13 protein-coding genes and 1 tRNA gene are annotated in these 19,588 nt (G+C 64.1%); 8 read left to right on the top strand and 6 right to left on the bottom strand.

What is annotated here, in order from left to right:
- The first annotated feature begins 300 nt into the window (after positions 1-300).
- The gene (locus tag AC1DEM_RS12790) at positions 301-585 is read left to right on the top strand and encodes a hypothetical protein (RefSeq protein ID WP_476884726.1); all 285 of its coding nucleotides are present in this window, start codon (positions 301-303) and stop codon (positions 583-585) included.
- Positions 586-1,556: 971 nt separating this feature from the next.
- Here AC1DEM_RS12790 and AC1DEM_RS12785 read toward each other — a convergent pair.
- Positions 1,557-1,745: a hypothetical protein gene (locus AC1DEM_RS12785; protein ID WP_476884725.1), complete on the bottom strand. Its 189-nt coding sequence runs from the start codon at positions 1,743-1,745 to the stop codon at positions 1,557-1,559.
- 192 nt (positions 1,746-1,937) lie between these two features.
- Here AC1DEM_RS12785 and AC1DEM_RS12780 point away from each other — a divergent pair, with 192 nt between their 5' ends.
- The gene (locus AC1DEM_RS12780) at positions 1,938-2,567 is read left to right on the top strand and encodes a DUF2510 domain-containing protein (RefSeq protein WP_476884724.1); all 630 of its coding nucleotides are present in this window, start codon (positions 1,938-1,940) and stop codon (positions 2,565-2,567) included.
- A gap of 54 nt (positions 2,568-2,621) precedes the next feature.
- Here the strand turns inward: AC1DEM_RS12780 and AC1DEM_RS12775 are convergent, their stop codons facing one another.
- Positions 2,622-3,140 (bottom strand): MarR family winged helix-turn-helix transcriptional regulator, encoded by a 519-nt coding sequence (locus AC1DEM_RS12775; RefSeq protein ID WP_476884823.1) that lies wholly within the window; start codon positions 3,138-3,140, stop codon positions 2,622-2,624.
- A gap of 110 nt (positions 3,141-3,250) precedes the next feature.
- Here AC1DEM_RS12775 and bcp point away from each other — a divergent pair, with 110 nt between their 5' ends.
- The 6 genes from bcp to AC1DEM_RS12745 all read left to right on the top strand — a co-directional run bounded on the left by bcp (position 3,251) and on the right by AC1DEM_RS12745 (position 11,623).
- The gene (bcp, locus tag AC1DEM_RS12770; RefSeq protein WP_476884723.1) at positions 3,251-3,724 is read left to right on the top strand and encodes a thioredoxin-dependent thiol peroxidase; all 474 of its coding nucleotides are present in this window, start codon (positions 3,251-3,253) and stop codon (positions 3,722-3,724) included.
- Between the two features lie 63 nt (positions 3,725-3,787).
- Positions 3,788-3,869 (top strand) — tRNA-Leu (locus AC1DEM_RS12765).
- Between the two features lie 257 nt (positions 3,870-4,126).
- Positions 4,127-4,801: a fasciclin domain-containing protein gene (locus tag AC1DEM_RS12760; protein ID WP_476884722.1), complete on the top strand. Its 675-nt coding sequence runs from the start codon at positions 4,127-4,129 to the stop codon at positions 4,799-4,801.
- Positions 4,802-5,053: 252 nt separating this feature from the next.
- Positions 5,054-6,709 (top strand): ABC transporter substrate-binding protein, encoded by a 1,656-nt coding sequence (locus tag AC1DEM_RS12755; protein ID WP_476884822.1) that lies wholly within the window; start codon positions 5,054-5,056, stop codon positions 6,707-6,709.
- 78 nt (positions 6,710-6,787) lie between these two features.
- Complete coding sequence (locus AC1DEM_RS12750) at positions 6,788-8,290, top strand: malate:quinone oxidoreductase (protein WP_476884721.1); 1,503 nt, start codon at positions 6,788-6,790, stop codon at positions 8,288-8,290.
- Positions 8,291-8,395: 105 nt separating this feature from the next.
- Positions 8,396-11,623 (top strand): efflux RND transporter permease subunit, encoded by a 3,228-nt coding sequence (locus AC1DEM_RS12745; protein WP_476884720.1) that lies wholly within the window; start codon positions 8,396-8,398, stop codon positions 11,621-11,623.
- On the opposite strand, the gene AC1DEM_RS12740 is transcribed toward AC1DEM_RS12745, so the two are convergent.
- From AC1DEM_RS12740 to AC1DEM_RS12725, 4 genes are all read right to left on the bottom strand, one after another.
- Positions 11,620-15,891 carry a Pls/PosA family non-ribosomal peptide synthetase gene (locus AC1DEM_RS12740; RefSeq protein WP_476884719.1) on the bottom strand — a complete coding sequence of 1,424 codons (4,272 nt, stop codon included), beginning with the start codon at positions 15,889-15,891 and terminating at the stop codon, positions 11,620-11,622. The genes AC1DEM_RS12745 and AC1DEM_RS12740 overlap by 4 nt on opposite strands.
- Positions 15,892-15,906: 15 nt before the next feature.
- A complete protein-coding gene (locus AC1DEM_RS12735; RefSeq protein WP_476884718.1) occupies positions 15,907-17,358 on the bottom strand; it encodes an aspartate kinase in 1,452 nt (483 codons plus the stop codon).
- A gap of 78 nt (positions 17,359-17,436) precedes the next feature.
- Entirely contained in the window at positions 17,437-18,708 is a 1,272-nt protein-coding gene (gene ectB / locus AC1DEM_RS12730) for a diaminobutyrate--2-oxoglutarate transaminase (RefSeq protein WP_476884717.1), read from the bottom strand.
- A gap of 461 nt (positions 18,709-19,169) precedes the next feature.
- Positions 19,170-19,588 (bottom strand): M28 family peptidase (locus tag AC1DEM_RS12725; protein WP_476884716.1); only part of this gene is annotated, 419 nt, incomplete at its 5' end.

Raw genomic sequence — 19,588 nt, 5'->3', positions numbered from 1 at the left:
TGGCGGGAAGCAAGCAGGCGCACAAGTGCGTGTCGACTCTTGGGCCCCTCACTGGTCGGCATGGGCAGAGCCTAGAACCGCTCTTCGATGAGGTTCAAGCTAGGCTCGCCGGTGGCGAAGTGGAGCCTGCCTCTAGGGAAATGGTTTGACAATTTCAGGGCCGACCCATGACAGGTCAGTCAAGGTCGGGATCTCCGAATCGGAGAAACGGGAATTGCTTAGAGTTCGCCTATCCGAGCAAGCCATTAGGTAGTAGCCTCTCAATTGCGCCGACTTTGGCGACAATATTGGGGGAAACACATGAACGAGCCGAACGATCTTCACACCGCCACGACGCAGGAACTCCCGACGGAGTCGGAGGCGGCTGCCTTCCACTTGCAGCAGGGATTGAAGTACCGCCGCAATTCCATCATCATCGGCCTCATCGGCCTGTTCCTGTTCGGTATCGCCATGGGGGTCATGGCATTCATCATGGCTCGCCGGGCCGAAGCGGCCGGGGTCAAGGCCACCGCCGGAAAAGTCCTGGGTTTGCTGGACATCATCGGCGGCATTATTGTGATCACGATATTCGCCAGCAACAGATAACAGGCGGTCCGGGCGTCGGTGTCACGCATCGGACGGGAAGGGGAACCACATGAGCTTTAAAGGCTGGAACCCGCTGGCGCTCCTGCCAGTCGCGTTCATAGCGGTCTTTATCGTCCTGGCCGTGCGCCGGGCCCGGAAACGCAGGGACTGAAGACCGCCCAAGCTGTTCTTACCGCGAAGCTACAAGGCCTCTGAGGGATTGGACAGCGACTCGACGGCACCCACTGCCGCCACATGTGCCTCCCGGCAGTTCTTTATTGGCAGTGAAAGGCAGCATCACCGGGCCTGGGTTCCCTGCCGGCGGGCGGCGTAGCCCTACGATGGTGAGGATGAACTCAATGCGGAAGGCCTGTTACGCATCCGCCGTGGCCCTTCTGCTCGCCGCATCCCCGCTGATCCTGGCGTTGCCCGCAGCGGCCGGTCCCTGCGGGCCAGCCGGCCTCCTCCCGGCGAAATTCTGCCCGACCCCACCGACTCCAGGCCCGCCGTCGGCCTCCCCGTCACCCAGCCCGACCGTCCCCGGCATCTCCGCCCCGCCACCGTCAGGGGCTGCGCCTTCCCCAGCGCCTCCCCGAAAGCCGAAGGCAACGCCGTCCCAGGCACAACCCACTAAGCCAGCGCAGCTCCCGGCGCCGCCGACGTCGGACCCTGTTTCAACAGCGGACCCGGACAAGACGCCTTCACCGGCCACGGAGTCTGTTGCAGCGATCACGACGGCGGCCTCCGCGCCTCCAGCGGCGGACGCCGGCCAGGACCACTCAACGGGGCAGCCGCTGGGCGCGGCGGCCGGGCATGGTAATGCGGAACCGGACGGGCAGCTCAGCGTCGCCGGATCCCTGCTTGCGCTAAGTGGCCTCCTCATCGGGCTCTCCGGAGCGATTGGCCTCCGCCGGCCGGCTCAACCGTGAAGCGGCCGCCGAACCATCACATGTCAATGTGGGGTTCAGCGGCCGTCGAGTCACATCGTGGCCTCAGACCTTCTCGCGGGGCCGGTCAACTACCGTCTCCGGCTCTTCGACTGTGAACTCCTTGCTGCGGCGCGGGAAGCCCCAGAACCGGCCTTCCTTTGCCTCCACCCGGGGCTCCGGGCGTTCCTCAGGTTCCCGCGCGGCATCCTTTCTGGCATCCCGGCGGAAATCCTTGTTGTACTGGTAGCACATCACTGACCTCCTTCATGGTGACTGCCCTTTAATGGTCCCTCCGAAGCAGTGCCGCGTCGATACTTCGCGGCCGCTCATTTCCGCCTGAACGGCCGGCCAGCCCTTGGGTTTCACTGGGGTACTCTCTGTCTTAGAACCGGAGAGTGCATTGAACCAGCGCACGCACCATGCCCCGCAAAGGATGTAGAGCCCATGACCGTCCCGCCCAAAGCGTCAGCCCCCGGCCCTGGCTGGTATCCCGACCCTGCTGGCTCCGGCCGGCATCAGTGGTGGAACGGTTCTGCGTGGACCGGACAGTTCAGCGCACCCCAGTTCCAGGCGGCGCCGGCCCAACACCGGGTGGCACCGCGCACGCGCATCAGTGCCGGGACGCCGGTCTACAACCCGTATATCTGGATGATTGTGGCCTTGCCGCTGGTGCCCCTCATCCTGCTCATGTTCTGGAACCCGGTGTTCCGGCTGCGCACCGTGGGCACGCGCCAAGTCCAGATCATTGACCCGGCGTCGATCTTCACGGCGCCTTACTTCCTCCTGCTGGCGACCGGCCTTGTGGCCTACGGAGTGTCCGCGCTTCTGGCGTATCTGGACTGGGACCGGCTGCGCAAGGACGGCGTGATCCGGCCATTCCATTGGGCGTGGGTGTTCCTCAGCCGGGAGCTCTACGTGATTGGCCGCTCGGTGATTGTCCACGAGGTGGCCCCGCGGCGCGGACTCGCGCCGGTATGGGCCACGATCGGCGTCATCCTGCTCACCGTGGTGCTCACCGGTCTCAAGATGTCCGCCATCGCGGCCACCCTGGCCAACCAGGCCGCGACGATTTAGGGAGCGGCAAGGGGCAGGCGGGCCTGAGGGAAGTACAGCCCCTTGGGGCGCCGGCTAGTTAAGCGGGGCGGTCCCGGCGGCGACGCCGGAGTCGGTAGCTACGCCCGGGGCCGCAGCGACGCCTGGCTCGGCGCCCGTGACGATGGCCGTGGCCTCTGGAGACGCGGACTTCGTTGCCAGCACCCGGACCACAGCCTGGAGCTCCTGCCGCAGCAGGTCCGGGTCAATGGGCGTTGCGGCGAGCACGGAGCGTTCCATATCGGCAGCCGCCGCGACGGCCTGCCGCCCCTGGTCAGTCAGGGACACCACGTGGCTGCGCCGGTCGGAAGTGCTGCGCTGCCGCGAAATGTGGCCGTGCGCCTCCAGCCGGCTCAGAGTCTTGCCCATGGTCTGGGCCTGGACCCGAACGAGTTGGGCCAGTTGGGCTTGTGTCATAGGCCCATTCGCCGAAAGCACTTCCATGGCGATCACCCCGGCATGGGTCAGGCCAATGGCCCCCAATTTTTCGTTCCAGGAGTGTTCTACAAGACGTGCTGCCGTGGACAATAGGCGGCCCGTGGGCCAGCGATCCATATCAGGCATACCCAAGAGTATAGCGAGCAGCGGATTCGTCCGGCGCCCACCTGCTCACTACGCTGGATAGTCACCCCACTTCACCACATACCCCACCCAAGGAGACACCCGTGCCTGAGCGACTCACTGCCGGTGCCACAGCACCGGATTTCACCCTCAAGAACGCCGAAGGACAGGACGTTAGCTTGCGCGATTTCCGGGGCCGCAAGACCGTGATCTATTTCTACCCGGCGGCCTCCACACCGGGATGCACCAAGCAGGCCTGCGATTTCCGGGATTCCCTTGGCTCGCTTCAGGCCGCAGGTTATGACGTGGTGGGCATCTCCCCAGACCCTGTCGGGAAGCTTGCGGCGTTCGCGGCCACCGAGGGGCTGACCTTCCCGCTGCTCTCCGACGAGGACCACACCGTCGCCGAGGCATATGCGGCCTGGGGCGAAAAGAAAAACTACGGCAAGACCTACCAAGGCCTCATCCGCTCCACCATCGTTGTCGACGCCGAGGGCAAGGTCGCAGTCGCGCAGTACAACGTCCGGGCCACCGGGCATGTCGCCAAACTTCGCCGGGACCTGAAACTCGACGCCTGATAGGTACAATGGACCCTGGCGACCGCCGCCGGGGAACTTACCCCGGGAAGACGACGGCGCCGCGCGCGAGTGGTGGAATTGGCAGACACGCAGGATTTAGGTTCCTGTGCCTTCGGGCGTGGGGGTTCAAGTCCCCCCTTGCGCACAGAGAGAACCCCGGTCTTCGGACCGGGGTTCTCGTCGTTTCCAGCAGTTTTCAGCGTTTCCTAGCGGGCGTGAACCAGCAGTTCCAGCGGTTTTAAATGGGTCAAAAAGAATTTCACATCTGCACCCATCCGTTTCCTCCGAGCAGCCGAATACCCATTGAGACACCAACCAAGGGTCGGTGCCCAACAGTCGGGAAAGGCCGCAGCGGCAATATTCGCCGCAGGCAACCATCGGCACAACAAAGGAGAAACCGAAATGCAGAACATCAAGCGCACCACGTTCGCCGTTGCAGGTATCGCAGCTGCCGCCATGCTCAGCCTCACTGCCTGCGGCGGATCCAGCACCACCGCCTCCTCGGCCCCCGCTTCCGCGGCGCCGTCGGCATCCAGCATGGCGCCGTCCCCGTCCATGAGCGCCTCCGCCGCGGCCATGGATCCGGCTGCCAACCTGGTCGGCTCCGGCTGCGCGGCCTACGCCGCCAAGGTTCCGAGCGGTGCCGGCTCCGTCTCGGGCATGGCACTTGACCCGGTAGCCACCGCGGCTTCCAACAACCCGATTCTGACCACCCTGACCGCCGCTGTTTCCGGCAAGCTCAACCCCAAGGTCAACCTGGTGGACACGCTCAACGGCAGCGAATTCACCGTCTTCGCCCCGACCGATGACGCCTTCAAGAAGATCGACCCGGCCACGATCGCGGCCCTGAAGACGGATGACGCCACGCTGAGCAAGATCCTGACTTACCACGTGGTCCCCGGCAAGATCACCCCGGACCAGATTGTCGGCACCCACAAGACGGTTCAGGGCGGTTCGGTCACGGTGACCGGCACCAAGGATGCCCTCAAGGTCGACGGCGCCAACGTTGTCTGCGGCGGCGTCCAGACCGCCAACGCCACTGTCTACATGGTCGACTCAGTCCTGATGCCCAAGTAGGCAGTCAAAGCCCTCCTGCCCCGGCTCCAGCCTGACTCCCTGGACCATTAGGAGAAGCGAAGGCCCGCACCACCAGGTGCGGGCCTTCGCTTTTTTGTGCTGCGGGAACCGTGGCTGTTGGCCGGCGACGGTGTGCCACAAAAGCTGTCGGCCCCGGCCGTCAACTAGACTGGGGCTGTTCCGCAGCCGGCGGACCTTCCAGTTCCCAGAGGTGATTCTCGAGTGCCCAGCAGTACAGTGCCCAGCAGGACAGTGCGGCGGATTGCCGCCAGCATCGGGGCCGCTCTTCTTGTGCTGCCGCTGGCGTCCTGCACGGGCAGCCTCGGCCCGGCACCCAGCTCTTCAACCGCCTCACCCACGTCCAGCGCGGCACCCACCGCGGTCTTCACCTTTGGCACCGGCTCGGAACCGCTGGGGCTCGATCCTGCCCTGGTCTCCGACGTCGAGTCCTACCGCGTCACCCGGCAGGTCCTGGAAGGCCTTGTGGGCGTGGACCAGACCACTGGCGAGCCCACGCCGCTGCTGGCAACCGAGTGGTCCCAGACCGATGACGGCCGGACCTACGAGTTCAAACTGCGCGAGAACGTCAAGTTCCAGGACGGGACGGCGTTTGATGCCGCCGCTGTCTGCACCAACTTCAACCGCTGGTTCAACTTTTCGCCGGCCCTCCGCAAACAGGCCTCGGGCACCACATTCAAGGGTGTGTTCAAGGCCCACGCGGACCAGGCCCCGCTGTCCATCTACAAGGGATGCACAGCCGTGGCGCCGGACAACGTGCGGATCGGCCTCACCCAGCCCTTCACGGGATTTCTCCAGGCCCTCACCCTCCCGGCCTTTGCGATCTCTTCGCCCAAGGCCCTCGCCGCCGAGCACGCGGACGTCCTGAACCAGAGCCGGGGCGGGCAGCCGATGTCCGCCTACGGCCTCCACCCGGTGGGCACCGGACCCTACGTTTTCGGCTCCTGGGACTCGGACAGAGTCACCCTGGCCAGCAACAAGGACTATTGGGGCGACAAGGGTCAGATCGGGACCATCAAGTTCGTGACCTACGATCAGCCGCAGACCCGGATGCAGGCACTCCTCGAAGGCAAGATCGACGCCTACGACGCGGTTACGGTCGGAAACTTCGATCAGCTGGTCAAGAGCGGTAAGCAGATCATCCAGCGGGACCCCTTCTCCGTGATGTACCTGGGCATGAACCAGGAAGTTCCCATCCTGCAAAACCTCAAGGTGCGCCAGGCGATCGAGATGGGCCTGGACAAAGACACGCTGATCCGCAGGTTCTTCATCGACAACACAGCCCAGGCGTCCCAGTTCGTTCCGCCCAAGCTCAGCGGCTTCAACAACAACGCCGCTGCGCTCGGCTACAACCCGGGCAAGGCCAAGGAACTCCTCGCCGAGGCCGGCTACAAGGGTGAGGTGCTGAAGTTCTATTACCCGCTCAACGTCACGCGGCCCTACCTGCCGACGCCGGAGAAGGTGTACGCCGAAATCAGCCGGCAACTGACCGCCATCGGGCTCAACATCAAGCCCGTGCCCGTGGACTGGGCGGACGGCTATCTGCAGAAGGTCACCTCCCCGGGCGACCACGCCCTGCACCTGCTGGGCTGGAACGGCTCCTATTCAGACCCCGACAATTTCGTGGGCCCGCTCTTTGGCGCGAACACCGGCGAATTCGGCTACCAGGACCCCCAGGTCTTCTCCAAGATCGCCCGGGCCCGGGGCCTGCCGGACGGCACGGACCGCACTGCGCAGTACCAGACCATCAATGCGCAGATCGCGGCCACGGTGCCCGCGGTGCCCATTGCCTTCCCGATCTCGGCACTGGCGCTCTCGGACCGGGTCCTGAAGTACCCGGCGTCGCCGGTGCTTAATGAAGTTTTCACAAAGGTCGAGCTAAAGCCTTGACGCACGGGGCCAATTTCAGTTAGTGGGCGGTGCGGGATATTCTGTGACAGCCAGAGCCGCTGCTATCGGAGACTGATTGTGACTTTCATTTCCAAGACCCAACATGCCGACGTCGTCCTGATTGGCGGCGGCATCATGAGCGCCACTCTCGGTGCTTTCATCAAGCAGCTTGAGCCGAACTGGACCATCTCGCTCTTCGAGAAGCTCGACGAGCCGGGACTGGAAAGCTCCGGCCCGTGGAACAACGCCGGCACCGGACACGCGGCCCTGTGTGAGCTTAATTACTCCCCCGCAGCCAAAGACGGCTCGGTGGACCCCGGCAAGGCCCTGAACATCAACGAGCAGTTCCAGCTGTCCCGCCAGTTCTGGTCCCACCTCGTCTCGAATTCCCTGATCGGCTCCCCCAAGGGCTTCATCAACACCGTTCCGCACATGAGCTTCGTAATCGGCGAGGACCACGCCAAGTTCCTCCGCACCCGCTACGAGGCGCTCAAGCCGAACCCGCTGTTCCGGTCGATGGAGTATTCCGAGGACCACGCCCAGATCGCCAAGTGGGCCCCGTTGATCGTCAAGGGCCGAAACCCCAAGCAGCGCGTCGCGGCAACCCGCGCAGCCGAGGGCACCGACGTCGATTTCGGCGCCCTGACCCGCGAGCTGACCACGTACCTGGGCAACAACGGCGTGGAGATCAACTACGGCCACAACGTCAGTGACATCAAGCGCGCATCCGGCGGAGGCTGGGACCTGTCGCTCAAGCACCCGCAGTCCGGTGAGCACGGCTCCATCCACGCGAAATTCGTGTTCGTCGGCGCCGGCGGCGGCGCCCTGCACCTGCTGCAGGCTTCCGGCATTCCGGAGAGCAAGGGGTTTGGCGGCTTCCCCGTCTCCGGCCAGTTCTTCCGCTGCACCGACGAGGCCCTCGCGGCCCAGCACAGCGCGAAGGTCTACGGCCAGGCATCTGTCGGTGCCCCGCCCATGTCCGTGCCGCACCTGGATACGCGCTACGTCAACGGCAAGCGCTCCCTGCTGTTCGGCCCCTACGCCGGCTTCTCCACGAACTTCCTCAAGAACGGCTCCTACCTGGACCTGCCGCTGTCCATCCGCCCCTCCAACATCATCCCGATGCTGGCCGTGGCCAAGGACAACATGGACCTCACCGCCTACCTGATCAAGGAGGTCGCCAAACGCCACGGCGACAAGGTCGAGGCCCTGCGCGAGTACTACCCCGAGGCCCAGGACGGCGACTGGGAGCTCATCACCGCCGGCCAGCGGGTCCAGATCATCAAGAAGGACCCGAAGAAGGGCGGCGTGCTGCAGTTCGGCACCGAGGTCATTGCCGGACGTGACGGCACCATCGGTGCCCTGCTCGGCGCCTCCCCGGGCGCGTCCACGGCCGTGCCGATCATGATCGAGCTGCTCCAGAAGTCCTTCCCCAAGAACTTCAAGGGCTGGCAGTCCAAGCTCAAGGACATGATGCCCGGCTACGGTGTCAAGCTCAACGACAACCCTGAGCTCGCCGCGCGCCTGGAGGCCGAGACGGCCAAGACGCTGCAACTCGAGCAGGTCTCCGCCCGCAACTAAGCCGGGCGTCGGGCCCTGGCTGGTCTACACTGCTGGTTTGGGACCGCTGCAACTCCTTGACGTCCCCGTTGGCAGTACGTTCTCGACCCACCAGGAGACCATGAGATGTTCCGGCTCGCAAAGCTCTCCCTCGCCAACCGGGCCCTGATCGCGCTGATCACCGTGTTCGCGTCGGTATTCGGCGTGATCACGATGTCCTCGCTGAAGCAGGAGCTCATCCCGTCCATCGAGTTCCCGCAGATCACCGTCATCTCCTCGATGCCTGGCGCGTCGCCGGAGGTGGTCGACAAACAGATCAGCGCCCCGCTGGAAACGGCCCTCAACGGCGTCGAGGGCCTGGAGTCGACGTCGTCAACTTCGCGCAACGGCGTCTCCCAGATCACCCTGGCGTTCACGTACGGCACCAGCCTGGACCGGGCCCGGAATCAGATCGACCGCGCAATCTCCAACGCCAAGCAGGCCCTGCCGAAGGACGTCCAGCCGCAGGCGATCGCCGGGAGCATCAGCGACTTCCCGATCGTGTTCCTGGCCGTGTCCTCGGATAAACCGCTCAGCGAACTGAACGCCGACCTCGCCCGGCTCAGTGTCCCCCGGCTGCAGAAGCTCGACGGCGTCAGGGGCGCCGACGTCACCGGCGGCGCCACCAAGCACATCCAGATCCTGCCGCGGCCCCGGGACCTGGCGGCGTCGGGTGCGAGCATCCAGTCCATCAGTGAGGCGCTGAAGAACAACGGCGCGCTGGTTCCGGCCGGCACCATCGAGGAACAGGGCAAGACCCTCTCGCTGCAGATCGGCAGCCCTGTCGACTCCCTCGACGCCATCAAGGCCCTCCCACTGGGCGCGGCCCGCGATGCGGCGACCATCGGCAGCGTGGCGGACGTCAGCTTGGTCGAGGACGCCCGCACGTCCATCACGCGGACGAACGGCAAGGAAACCCTCGCCCTGTCCGTGACCAAGAAACCCGAGGGCGACACTGTAGCGATCTCCCACGCGGTCAAGGACGCCATCCCGCAGCTCGAGGCAGAGCTTGGCTCCAACGCCAAGTTCACCCCGGTCTTCGACCAGGCACCGTTCATCGAGAAGTCGATCAAGGACCTCACCACCGAGGGCTTGCTGGGCCTTGGCTTCGCCGTCGCCGTGATCCTGGTGTTCCTCATGTCCGTGCGCTCCACCCTGGTCACTGCCGTGTCCATCCCGCTGTCACTGCTGATCACGTTCATCGGCCTCTCGGCCACCGGCTACTCGCTCAATATCCTGACTCTGGGCGCGCTCACCATCGCGATCGGCCGCGTCGTGGACGACTCGATCGTCGTCATCGAGAACATCAAGCGGCACCTGAGCTACGGCGAAACCAAGATCACGGCAATCCTGACCTCGATCCGCGAAGTGGCCGGCGCCATCACGGCCTCCACCCTGACCACTGTGGCCGTATTCCTGCCGATCGCCTTCGTGGGCGACCTGGCCGGCGAGCTGTTCCGGCCGTTCGCCCTGACTGTGACCATTGCCCTGCTCTCGTCGCTGCTGGTTTCGCTGACCATCGTGCCGGTGCTGGCGTACTGGTTCCTGCGCACGCCCGCCGACTCCGCTGCCGGTGCCCGTGCCGCTGGTTCTGCGGCTGGTTCTGGGGATGGTTCAGGCGCTGGGCCTGCCGCTGGCATTGCGGCAAAGGCGCACGAAGCCGAGCAGCGCACGCTCCTGCAGCGCGGCTACCTGCCCGTCCTCGCCGGTACCCAGCGGCACCCGGTCCTCACGCTGATCGCCGCGGCTCTGGTGCTCGGCGGAACCGTGGCGATGTCCCCGCTGCTCGCCACCGATCTGCTCGGCCGCTCCGGCGAGAACAGCATGACCGTCCGGCAGGCCATGCCGGCGGGCACCAGCCTGGCCGAGGCCAGCGCATCGGCGATCCGGGTTGAGAGTGTCCTGCGGGGCATCGACGGGGTCAAGGACGTCCAGTCCACCACCGGCAACGCCCAGACCGGTTTCTCGGCCCTGCTCTCCAGCGGCGCATCGAATTCGACGTTTACGGTGGTGACGGACGAGAAGGCCAACCAGGGCAAGCTCCAGGACACTGTCCGCAGCGAGCTCGCCCAACTCGGCGACGCCGGCAAGATCACCGTCGGTTCCCAGCAGGGCGGCTTCGGGACGTCATCGACCGTGGACATCACTCTCAAGGCGGCCTCGACCGCCGACCTCCGGACGGCCAGTGACGCGATGGTCAAGGCCATGGACGGGGTCCCGGGCAGCAGCGAGGTGGCCACCAACCTGGCCGCCAGCCAACCGGTGGTCCAGGTCAAGGTGGACCGGGCCAAGGCCGTCGCCGCCGGCCTGAACGAGGAGCGCGTGGCCGGGGTCCTGGCCGCCACGATCAGCCCGATTCCGGCGGGGACGATCCGCATCGACACCAACGACTTCCCGGTCCGGATCGGCGAAGGCACCCGCTTCACGAGTATCGCGGCGGTTAGGGCGATCCCGCTCCCGACGGCGGCCGGCACGGTGCCGCTGGGCAGCATCGCCTCCGTGGAACAGGTCGACGTGCCTGTCTCCATCACCGCCAGTAACGGCCAGCGCACCGCCCGGGTCTCGGTGACGCCGTCGGGTGCCAACCTCGGCGCGGTCAGCACCGAAGTGCAGAACCGCCTCAAATCAGTCCAGCTGCCACCTGGGGTCACCGCCACCATCGGAGGCGCCACCACCCAGCAGGCCGACTCGTTCCGGCAGTTGGGCCTCGCGCTGCTGGCCGCCGTCGCGATCGTCTACGTGATCATGGTGGCTGCGTTCAAATCCCTCATCCAGCCGCTGATCCTGCTGGTCTCCATCCCATTTGCGGCGACAGGAGCCATCGCCCTGCTCGTCGTGACCGGTGTGCCGCTGGGGCTGCCGTCGCTGATCGGCATGCTGATGCTGGTGGGCATCGTGGTGACTAACGCGATTGTGCTGATCGACCTCATCAACCAGTACCGCCAGCCCCGCAACGGGGAGCCCGGGATGGGCGTGGCGGACGCGATCACGCATGGCGCCCGCCAGCGCCTCCGCCCCATCCTCATGACGGCCCTGGCCACGGTGTTTGCCCTGACACCGATGGCACTGGGCCTGACCGGCGGCGGCGGCTTCATCTCCCAGCCCCTGGCAATCGTGGTGATCGGCGGCCTGATCTCCTCAACCGCCCTCACGCTCATCCTGGTCCCCGTGCTCTACCGGCTCGTGGAAGGACGGCGTGAGCGCATGGCCCTGCAAAAGTCCCTGCCCCGCGGGCGTCATTCCGCGCCGGCCGTGGCCGAGGACTTCCCCGATGACTTCCCCGAAGACGCTGCCCTGCCAACGGGTTCGCACTAGGAACCAGAACTCGGTGCCCCTGCCTTGTCCCGCGATGCCCGGTGCGTTCCGTGGGCACCATGGGTTCCGTGGGCTCCCTTGGGGAGTTTCGGCCGGCCACTGGCCGCCGCGGCTGCGTCCCTGTGACGGGGTCCGCTGGACGCCAGGGCCGCGACGGTTGCTGGCGCGGACGGGTTTACCTCGCGAGCCGGGTTCCCGGAATACGTAGCATTCTCCGGGACGTCTTCGCCCTTCATCAGAAGGGCGTCGGCACCGAGTGACGAACCATCCTGCATCGTCACTCCGTAGTTGACCCAGCTGTTCGCGCCGAGGGAACACCGGTTGCCAATCACGATGTAGTCGGACTTGAACGTACCGTCCTCCATGGAGTGGCCCTGGACGTGTGTTCCCTCGTTGATCGTGCAGTCATCGCCTATCGTGACGAGGGTCTTTTCCGGCATGTTCAGGCCGGCGTCGTAGAGCCGCTTGCCTACCTTGACGCCCAACAGCCTCCAGATCATGGGTTTGAACGGGGTCCCGTTGTAGGCTCCCACGGAGAGCAGTTTCCAGAGACGTTCATGCCGCCAGAAGTAGCTGTCGTAGATGGAGCAGTATTGCGGCTTCAGGCGGCGGAACCCCATGACCGAACGCTCCACCAGGGCGCCAAACAGTACGCGGAAAACGATCAAACCGAACATTGACCCGGCCACGGCCACCGCACCGAGAAAACTATGGGCCGATACGGCGATGGCGCCGGCGACTGTGGCGACGAACAGCAGGAACCACCGTACCGCCAGGAACAGCACCATGCTCAAAATGTTGTGCCGGTTCTTGGCAGGAAGGCTCCGTTTCATTTCGTCCGCGATCTTGAGTTCGTCAAACTGTGCGTCACGCTGGACGGACCGGGGAATCTCAAAGGCCGGTGACCCCAGCAGTCCCACATCCCTGCGGATCGGGCCGTCAATCGGAATCATTACCTTCGTGGCCAGCAGGCAGTTCTCCCCCACCCGGGCTCCCATCGGAAACGTGATGCTGTTGCCCAGGAAGTTGCGGCCGGCGATCTGGACCCGCGAGAGCCGGAAGGAGGTGTTGGTGTAGTCGGCGTTCATCATGTTGAGGCCGTCGGAAACCATGGTCCCGGTCCCTACCGAGCTGAGGAATGGTGTCTCGTGGCCCAGGGTGGGGCCGAAGTTCGATCCCGTTTGTTCCACCTTGCCCAAGTTCCAGCCGAGGACCTTGAGGTAGTGCACGATGTAGGAGCTGTCGCCGAAGATGTCTTTGTACATCCGGACGTTCGAGATCCGGAGAATCAGCCGATGGATCGAATAGTGCCACCCGTAGAGCGGATACACCACATCAGGCTTAAGGAAGATGTTCAGGAAGCGCGGAACGCAGACGACGATCACCAGTCCGGTGACCAGCCCGGCAATGAACACGATGAGTGATACGGCCGCGACTTCGACAAAAAATGTGTAGGCGCCCAGCTGCAGGTGCCCGGTGTTCAAGTAAGCCGGCAGGAACAAGGCCAGGCCCAGAACCGCGGCCGGAACAACCAGGACCAGACGGTTGAACAACTGGAGCAGGGTGAAAATGACTCTCCGGCGCGTGCTGCAGGGGGCGGCCGGGACTCTCCGATAATTCGTGCTGGTGCGTGCGGCAGGGGAACCGTGCCAGACCTGTCCGTCCGGTACGGCCTGTGGAGACTGCAGCGAGGAAGCATGCCCGAGCTGGGTGTCATTGCCCATGGACGTTCCGATGTCGAGGGTAGTCCGCTCAGAGACAAGAACGTTTCGTCCCAGCGTCACCGGACCCTTTTCGATCATGCCGGCACGTGCCCGGTAACACAGCATTGAGGCGTCCTTGTGGATGACGGTATTGTCGCCAACGGTGAGCAGGTCCGGGCACGCGGGCACCTGCCGGGAGAAGATCACCACACCTTTGCCAATCTTTGCGCCCAGGAGCCGCAGGTACACGACGTAGAGCGGAGACCCGGCGAACAAGACGAGTGGATTTGCCCGAGTCAGTGTCTTGACCGTCCAGAAACGGAGATAGGCAACGCTCCATATCCGGATGGTGCCGGGCTTCCACCGCCCAACGAGGAGCCATTTGGCGATGATCGGCGTGACGGACAGGATCACGAACATGGCGGCACCGAAACCGACAGAACGGAGCCACATGTCGGGGGGACTGGTTCCCGCTACCGTCCATTCGTAGCCAAAAACCAGCAACCAGGCCGAGTACAGCAAGTAGCCCAGGAATACCAGCAACTGGATTGCACCGCACATGGCGTACCGGAAGGAGCTGACCGGGGGCATCGGCGCCGGGAGCACAGCGTCGTTCTCCGGTACAGCGGCGCTGAGAACCGATTCACTGTGCCTGGCTTCCAGACACGCGGCAAGCTGCCGAACCGTTGGGTTCTCATAGATATCCTGCATTGCAGCTGCCGGCAGGGCGGTTTCTTTTCTAATACGGGCGCAATAACGCGCCATCAACAATGAGTCGGCACCCAGGTCGTTGAAGAAATGGGCATCGGTGGAGACCTTGTCAAGACTCAGCACGGCGCCAAGCTGCGCCGCCAGGGCCTCTTCAGCGGCGGTCGTTGGGGCGGTATAGGTTCCGGCGGCCGCCTGGCTGATCCTGTGCTCTGGACGAGGCAACCGCTTCCGGTCCACCTTGTCACTGGCCATCATGGGAATTGCGTCCAGCTCTTCAAAATAGGCCGGGACCATGTACCCGGGGAGCCTGGTGCGCAGCATCCGGTGGAGGTCGTGGGCGTCAACGCCCGCAACGTCCTGGCGCAGCGTGTAATAGGCGGCCAGTTCCACGGTTCCCTGTTCCGGCTCATAGGTCTGAACGACTGCCTGCGCGATCCCGGGGAGCTGCAGGAGGACCGATTCGATTTCGCTCAGCTCGATGCGGTAGCCGCGTATTTTGACCTGGGTATCGATCCGGCCGAAGTATTCGAGTTGCCCGTCGTCGTTCACCCGTCCGAGATCCCCGGTGCGATAGATCCGGCCGGAGGGGTTGTTCTCGATTCCCAGGAAATCCGGGACAAACGCGCGGTCCGTCAGGTCTTGACGGTTTACGTACCCCCGCGCCAGGCCAACCCCTGCCAGGCCGATTTCCCCTGTTTCGCCGCGCGGCAGGACCCGGAGCTCAGCGGGATCCACAATAACTGCCGTGTAGGTGGGCAGCGGTACACCTAGGGAGACGGGCAGGTCCGGGTCGAGGACCGACCACGTGGCGGTTACGGTAGCTTCAGTCGGGCCATAAACATTAAGGAAGCGACGGCCGGGGCGATGCCAGCGCATGACGAGGTCCTTGGGGCAAGCCTCCCCGGAGACCAGCAGGAACCGCAAATCGGGCAGATCTTCGTCAAGTGTCGCGAGCAGCGTGGGAACACAGCAAAGAGCTGTGATCCGTTTTTCTTGCAGGTAGTCCGCGAGCTCGGCACCGAGCATGCTGGAACGTCCCGGCTTAGGCACCAGGGTGGCTCCGACCATCCAGGCCACCCAGATTTCCTCGACCGAAAAGTCAAAAGCGATCGTCATGCCTTGGTACACGCGGTCGGTGGACTGAATGCCGTAAATGTCGGAGGCCACCCGGACAAAATTGCAGATGCTTGCTTGGTCCACCGCCACGCCCTTCGGCCGGCCCGTCGAACCAGAGGTGTAGATAATGTAGACCAGCTCATCCTTCGTCCCGCCAAGTTCCGCATCGTCTAGCCGGGCGGTGTCCTGAGCGTCAATCTGCGCCTGCACCTCGTCAACACTTACCGTCACAGCGGCCACTTCGGGCATCAGGTCCTTCAAATGTGACAGTGAGAGGATCATCGCCGCGTTGGCGTCTTCCACAATGTACTGGAGACGGTCGGGCGGAAACCCCGGATCAAGGGGAACATAAGCCGCGTGGATCTTCAGCACGGCAAGCATCGCCACATAGGCCCGCCAGGGCTGGTCAAACAGCAGCGCGATGCGGTCACCGGGCCGGGCCCCGCACACCAGGAGATGGCGCGCCAGCTGGTTGGCCCGTTCGTCCAGTTCTGTGTAGGTCAGGACGATGTCCCCGGCATCCACGGCAACCTGGGCTCCCAGCCCCTGTTCCCGCAACCGGTCACAGCTGTCCTCAAAAAGTTGGTCCAACCGCTCGCCCCGGCGCCACCGCGCCGCGTGATCCAGCGCAGCCGACGTCAGGATGGTTCCCCCCGCCGAACCACCGATCACCGACATTTTTCCGCGCAACTCAGGGGGTTTGGTGAGGCTGTTGCCGATCCTCGCGGTCTTGCCCATCCTTTAGCTCCTTCGCTAGAAGTGACGTGCCACTGTTCTGTCCCCCTGCGGGACAGGGGTCAGATCCTCGTCAGAAATTGCAGCCCACGTCTCGATCGGGGGGCCAACAGTGGGCATGAGGTGGTCCTCATGAGCCACCATCGCGTCCTCGGCCGCCGGGGCCATGCCGAATGCCCGTCGGACGGCCCGCTCGGCGTCTGCTAGCCGGTGGGCGGGTGTGACGGCACCCACGGAGGTCTCGGATATGTCGAAGAGATCGAGGTCAACGTTGGCGTCCGAGAGGGCCTTGAGAAAGGTGCAGAAAATTTCAGGGGAAGAGCGCATACCCAGCCCGGTGATGGACACCCTGCCCACCTCGCTGTCGTGCTGCAAACCCTGAAAACCAATTGTTCCCTTTTCAGCATCCAGCACCGCCAGGGCTGTGCCCGCATGGGCGGCCGGCACGATCAGGGCAACGTCGGAACGCTTCGAGCCCGGGCCGGCCGTGTTCTGGACAATTGCCTGGACGTGCGCTCCCGAACGCGAGAGGACGTGCAGGATGCGCGCCATGCTGTCCGGCTGGTCAGGAATTCCAACAACTGTGATTTTCGACGCCGAGTTGACCCCGGCCACGCCGGTCACCTCCGGTTGCTCCCGCGCGGGCTGGAGGACTGGATGACGGTCAAGGCCTGGCAGGATCAACGTCCCAGGCTCGGGCACGAATGAAGACCGCACATGGATTGGAAGACCGAACCGGCGGGCATATTCAACACACCGCAGATGCAGTACCTTGCACCCGGAGGCCGCGAATTCAAGCATTTCCTCGCTCGAAAGAACCTCGATCTTTCGCGCTGTCGGGACAACCCGCGGGTCCGCGGTGTAGACGCCGTCGACGTCCGTGTAGATTTCGCAAATGTCGGCCCCGAGTGCTGCGGCCAGCGCGACCGCGGTGAGATCCGAGCCGCCGCGACCGAGCGTGGTGACCCTGTTCCGCTTCTGCGTCCTGCCCTGGAATCCTGCCACGATGGGAACTTCACCACGGTTCAAACTGTTGCGGACGCGGTCCGGCCTGACATCAGTAATGTGTGCCTTGCCATGGATGCTGTCGGTAATGAGGCCGGCCGCACTGCCGGTAAAGGTGCGGGGCAGTTGGCCGAGATCCGCCAGGGCTATCGCCAAAAGTGCCGAGGACACAAGTTCGCCGATGCTCAGAAGGGCGTCAAGGTCCACAGCAAGCGGCCGGGCGGAAACTTCCGCAGCAAGGTCGCATAGTTCATCGGTGGTGTCCCCCATGGCGGACACCACGGCCACGACCCGGTAGCCGTTGGTCCGCGTTTTGGCGATCCGCTCGGCTGCCCGGAGAATACCCGCGGCATCCGCCAGGGATGAACCGCCAAATTTTTGTACGATGACACTTCCCGGGCGAATCGCCCGGTCGGTTTCCGCTAGATCACTGTCGTTAAGAGCTGTTTCCTTGCGGGTACCCATTTCTCTCCCCGAAATCTACTTCGATTCTTGCAAGCGGTACTGGCCCCTGTGGGCCCTCTCTGCCCTCTGTACGGATCCTCAAATGGTTGATCCCAAGGCCACCGGCTCTCCGGTCACTGTCACTGCGGCTGCAGCGAGAATATCGAGTCCCTTCTGCAGGTCTGCGGGGCTGATTGTCAGCGCGGGCATCGTCTTGAGGACCTCACCTTCCGGGCCCGAAGTTTCCACCAGCAGGCCCCTGGCAAACGATTCAGCCGCAATCCTTCCCGCCGTCTGAGAGTCGGGGTAGTAGACACCTGCGAGCAATCCCCGGCCACGGACGGTGGCGCCTTCGACGCCCGCCGCGATCTGTGTAAGCCCCTCGTGCAGTTGCGAAACGAGCCCTGCGACCTTCGACTGGAAGCTGCCGTCCTGCCAGTAGTGTTCCAGGGCAGCCGCGCCGGTGACGAACGCCGGGTTGTGCCCCCGGAATGTTCCGTTGTGCTCGCCAGGCTGCCAAATGTCCAACTCGGGTTTGAACAGGGTCAGTGACAAAGGCAGTCCAAAGCCCGAGATGGATTTCGACAGGCAGACGATATCAGGGGTGATGCCCGCCTCTTCAAAACTGAAAAATGTCCCGGTACGTCCGCATCCGGCCTGAACGTCATCCACGATGAGCAGGATGTCGTGTTGGCGGCAGAGCTCCGCAAGGCCTCGCAGCCAGGACGCCCGGGCGGCCCTGAGCCCACCCTCGCCCTGGACAGTTTCCACGATCACCGCAGCGGGCTTGTCGAGTCCCGAGCCCCTGTCCTCCAAGGCCTGCCGGAGCCACAAAAAGTCCGGTACCTGACCGTTGAAAAAGCCGTCATAGGGCATGCTGGAGGTGTTCGTCAGAGGAACGCCGGCTCCTTGCCGTTTCATTGAATTGCCCGTAACTGACAGCGATCCCAGCGTCATCCCGTGGAAGGCATTGGTGAAGCTCACGACATGCTGCCTGCCGGTGACCTTCCGGGCGAGCTTCAGGGCCGCCTCCACGGAGTTTGTTCCCGTCGGACCGGGGAACATGACTTTGTAGTCCAAATCCCGCGGTTTGAGGATCAACTCCCGGAACGTTTCCAGGAAGCGCCGCTTGGCGGGCGTCTTCATATCGAGTGAGTGGACGATTGAGCCCGACAGGAGGTAGTCCACCAGCGGCCGCAGCAGTGCCGGATTGTTATGTCCGTAGTTCAGCGCGCCGGCGCCGGAAAAGAAATCCAGATATTCTCTGCCGTCTTCGCTGTAGAGGCTGCTGCCGGCCGCACGATCAAACACGGTGTCCCAGCCGCGGCAGTAGCTGCGAACCTCAGACTCCAAACTTTCGAAGATATCCATCTGTCGATCCCCCGTACTTCCGACTAGCGAAGTTTCCTGAGCGTAAACCCAACTCAGGCTTTCTAGATGACGGGCTCGGAATGGAGACAGCGCAGCATCTGTGGCGCACTGACCGTTGGTTTACGGGCCCCTATTTATTCACGTATTGAGGTTTTCTATACGTGAACTGGGCAGATCACTTGCGCTGCCCGACTGCTTATTCGTTCCTTATCGTAAACTCAGCAATCTCACAGCACCTGAGTAGCGGGTACCTGTTTTTTCCGCTGAAATGGCTGATTAACTACCCGAATCAGCGAAGGTCCAAAGCCTCTAGCCGCGCCTGGCTCCTTGGAAAAATGCGCCGGCGGCGGGGCACCCTTGGACGTGGACGCCGACGGCCCGGACGCCCGGCTCGCAGACGCCCGGGACGCCCGATGACGGCGGATGGGACGGCTTTTGGAACGGCTGATGGGAGCAGTCGTTTAGCTGGGCTTGCCCATCGCGTAGGCCACGGTGGCGTAGGCCAGGGCGCCCGACATTTCCTTGAGCAGTTCCGGGTTGGTGTTGGCGACGGTGTCGCAGGCCTCGTGGTAGCAGGGGTCAAGGACCTTGCCGGCCGCCCCGCCAAAGGACTGCGCCTGGGCCTGGGTCTTCCTTTCCACATCGCCGGTGAACAAGCCGCCGCCGGGAATGCCGGCCGAGAGGAAGGCGTCGTAGTCGGAGCCGCCGTCAAAGGGCGTGGTCTCGGCGGTCAGCGCGTTCTCCTGGAAGTAGCGGAACAGGATGTCCTCGATCGCCTTGGACCCAGCCGGGCCGGCGTGGCCGAAATCGGATCCGTCCCCGTCATGCACGGACCGCACACCGTTGGGCGAGGCCGCCATGTCCACGTTCAGGTTCGCCG

It is taken from the genome of Arthrobacter sp. 05T420, assembly GCF_056396305.1.
The sequence above is the reverse complement of the archived record's forward strand: the minus strand, read 5'-3'. Positions and strand labels throughout refer to the sequence as shown.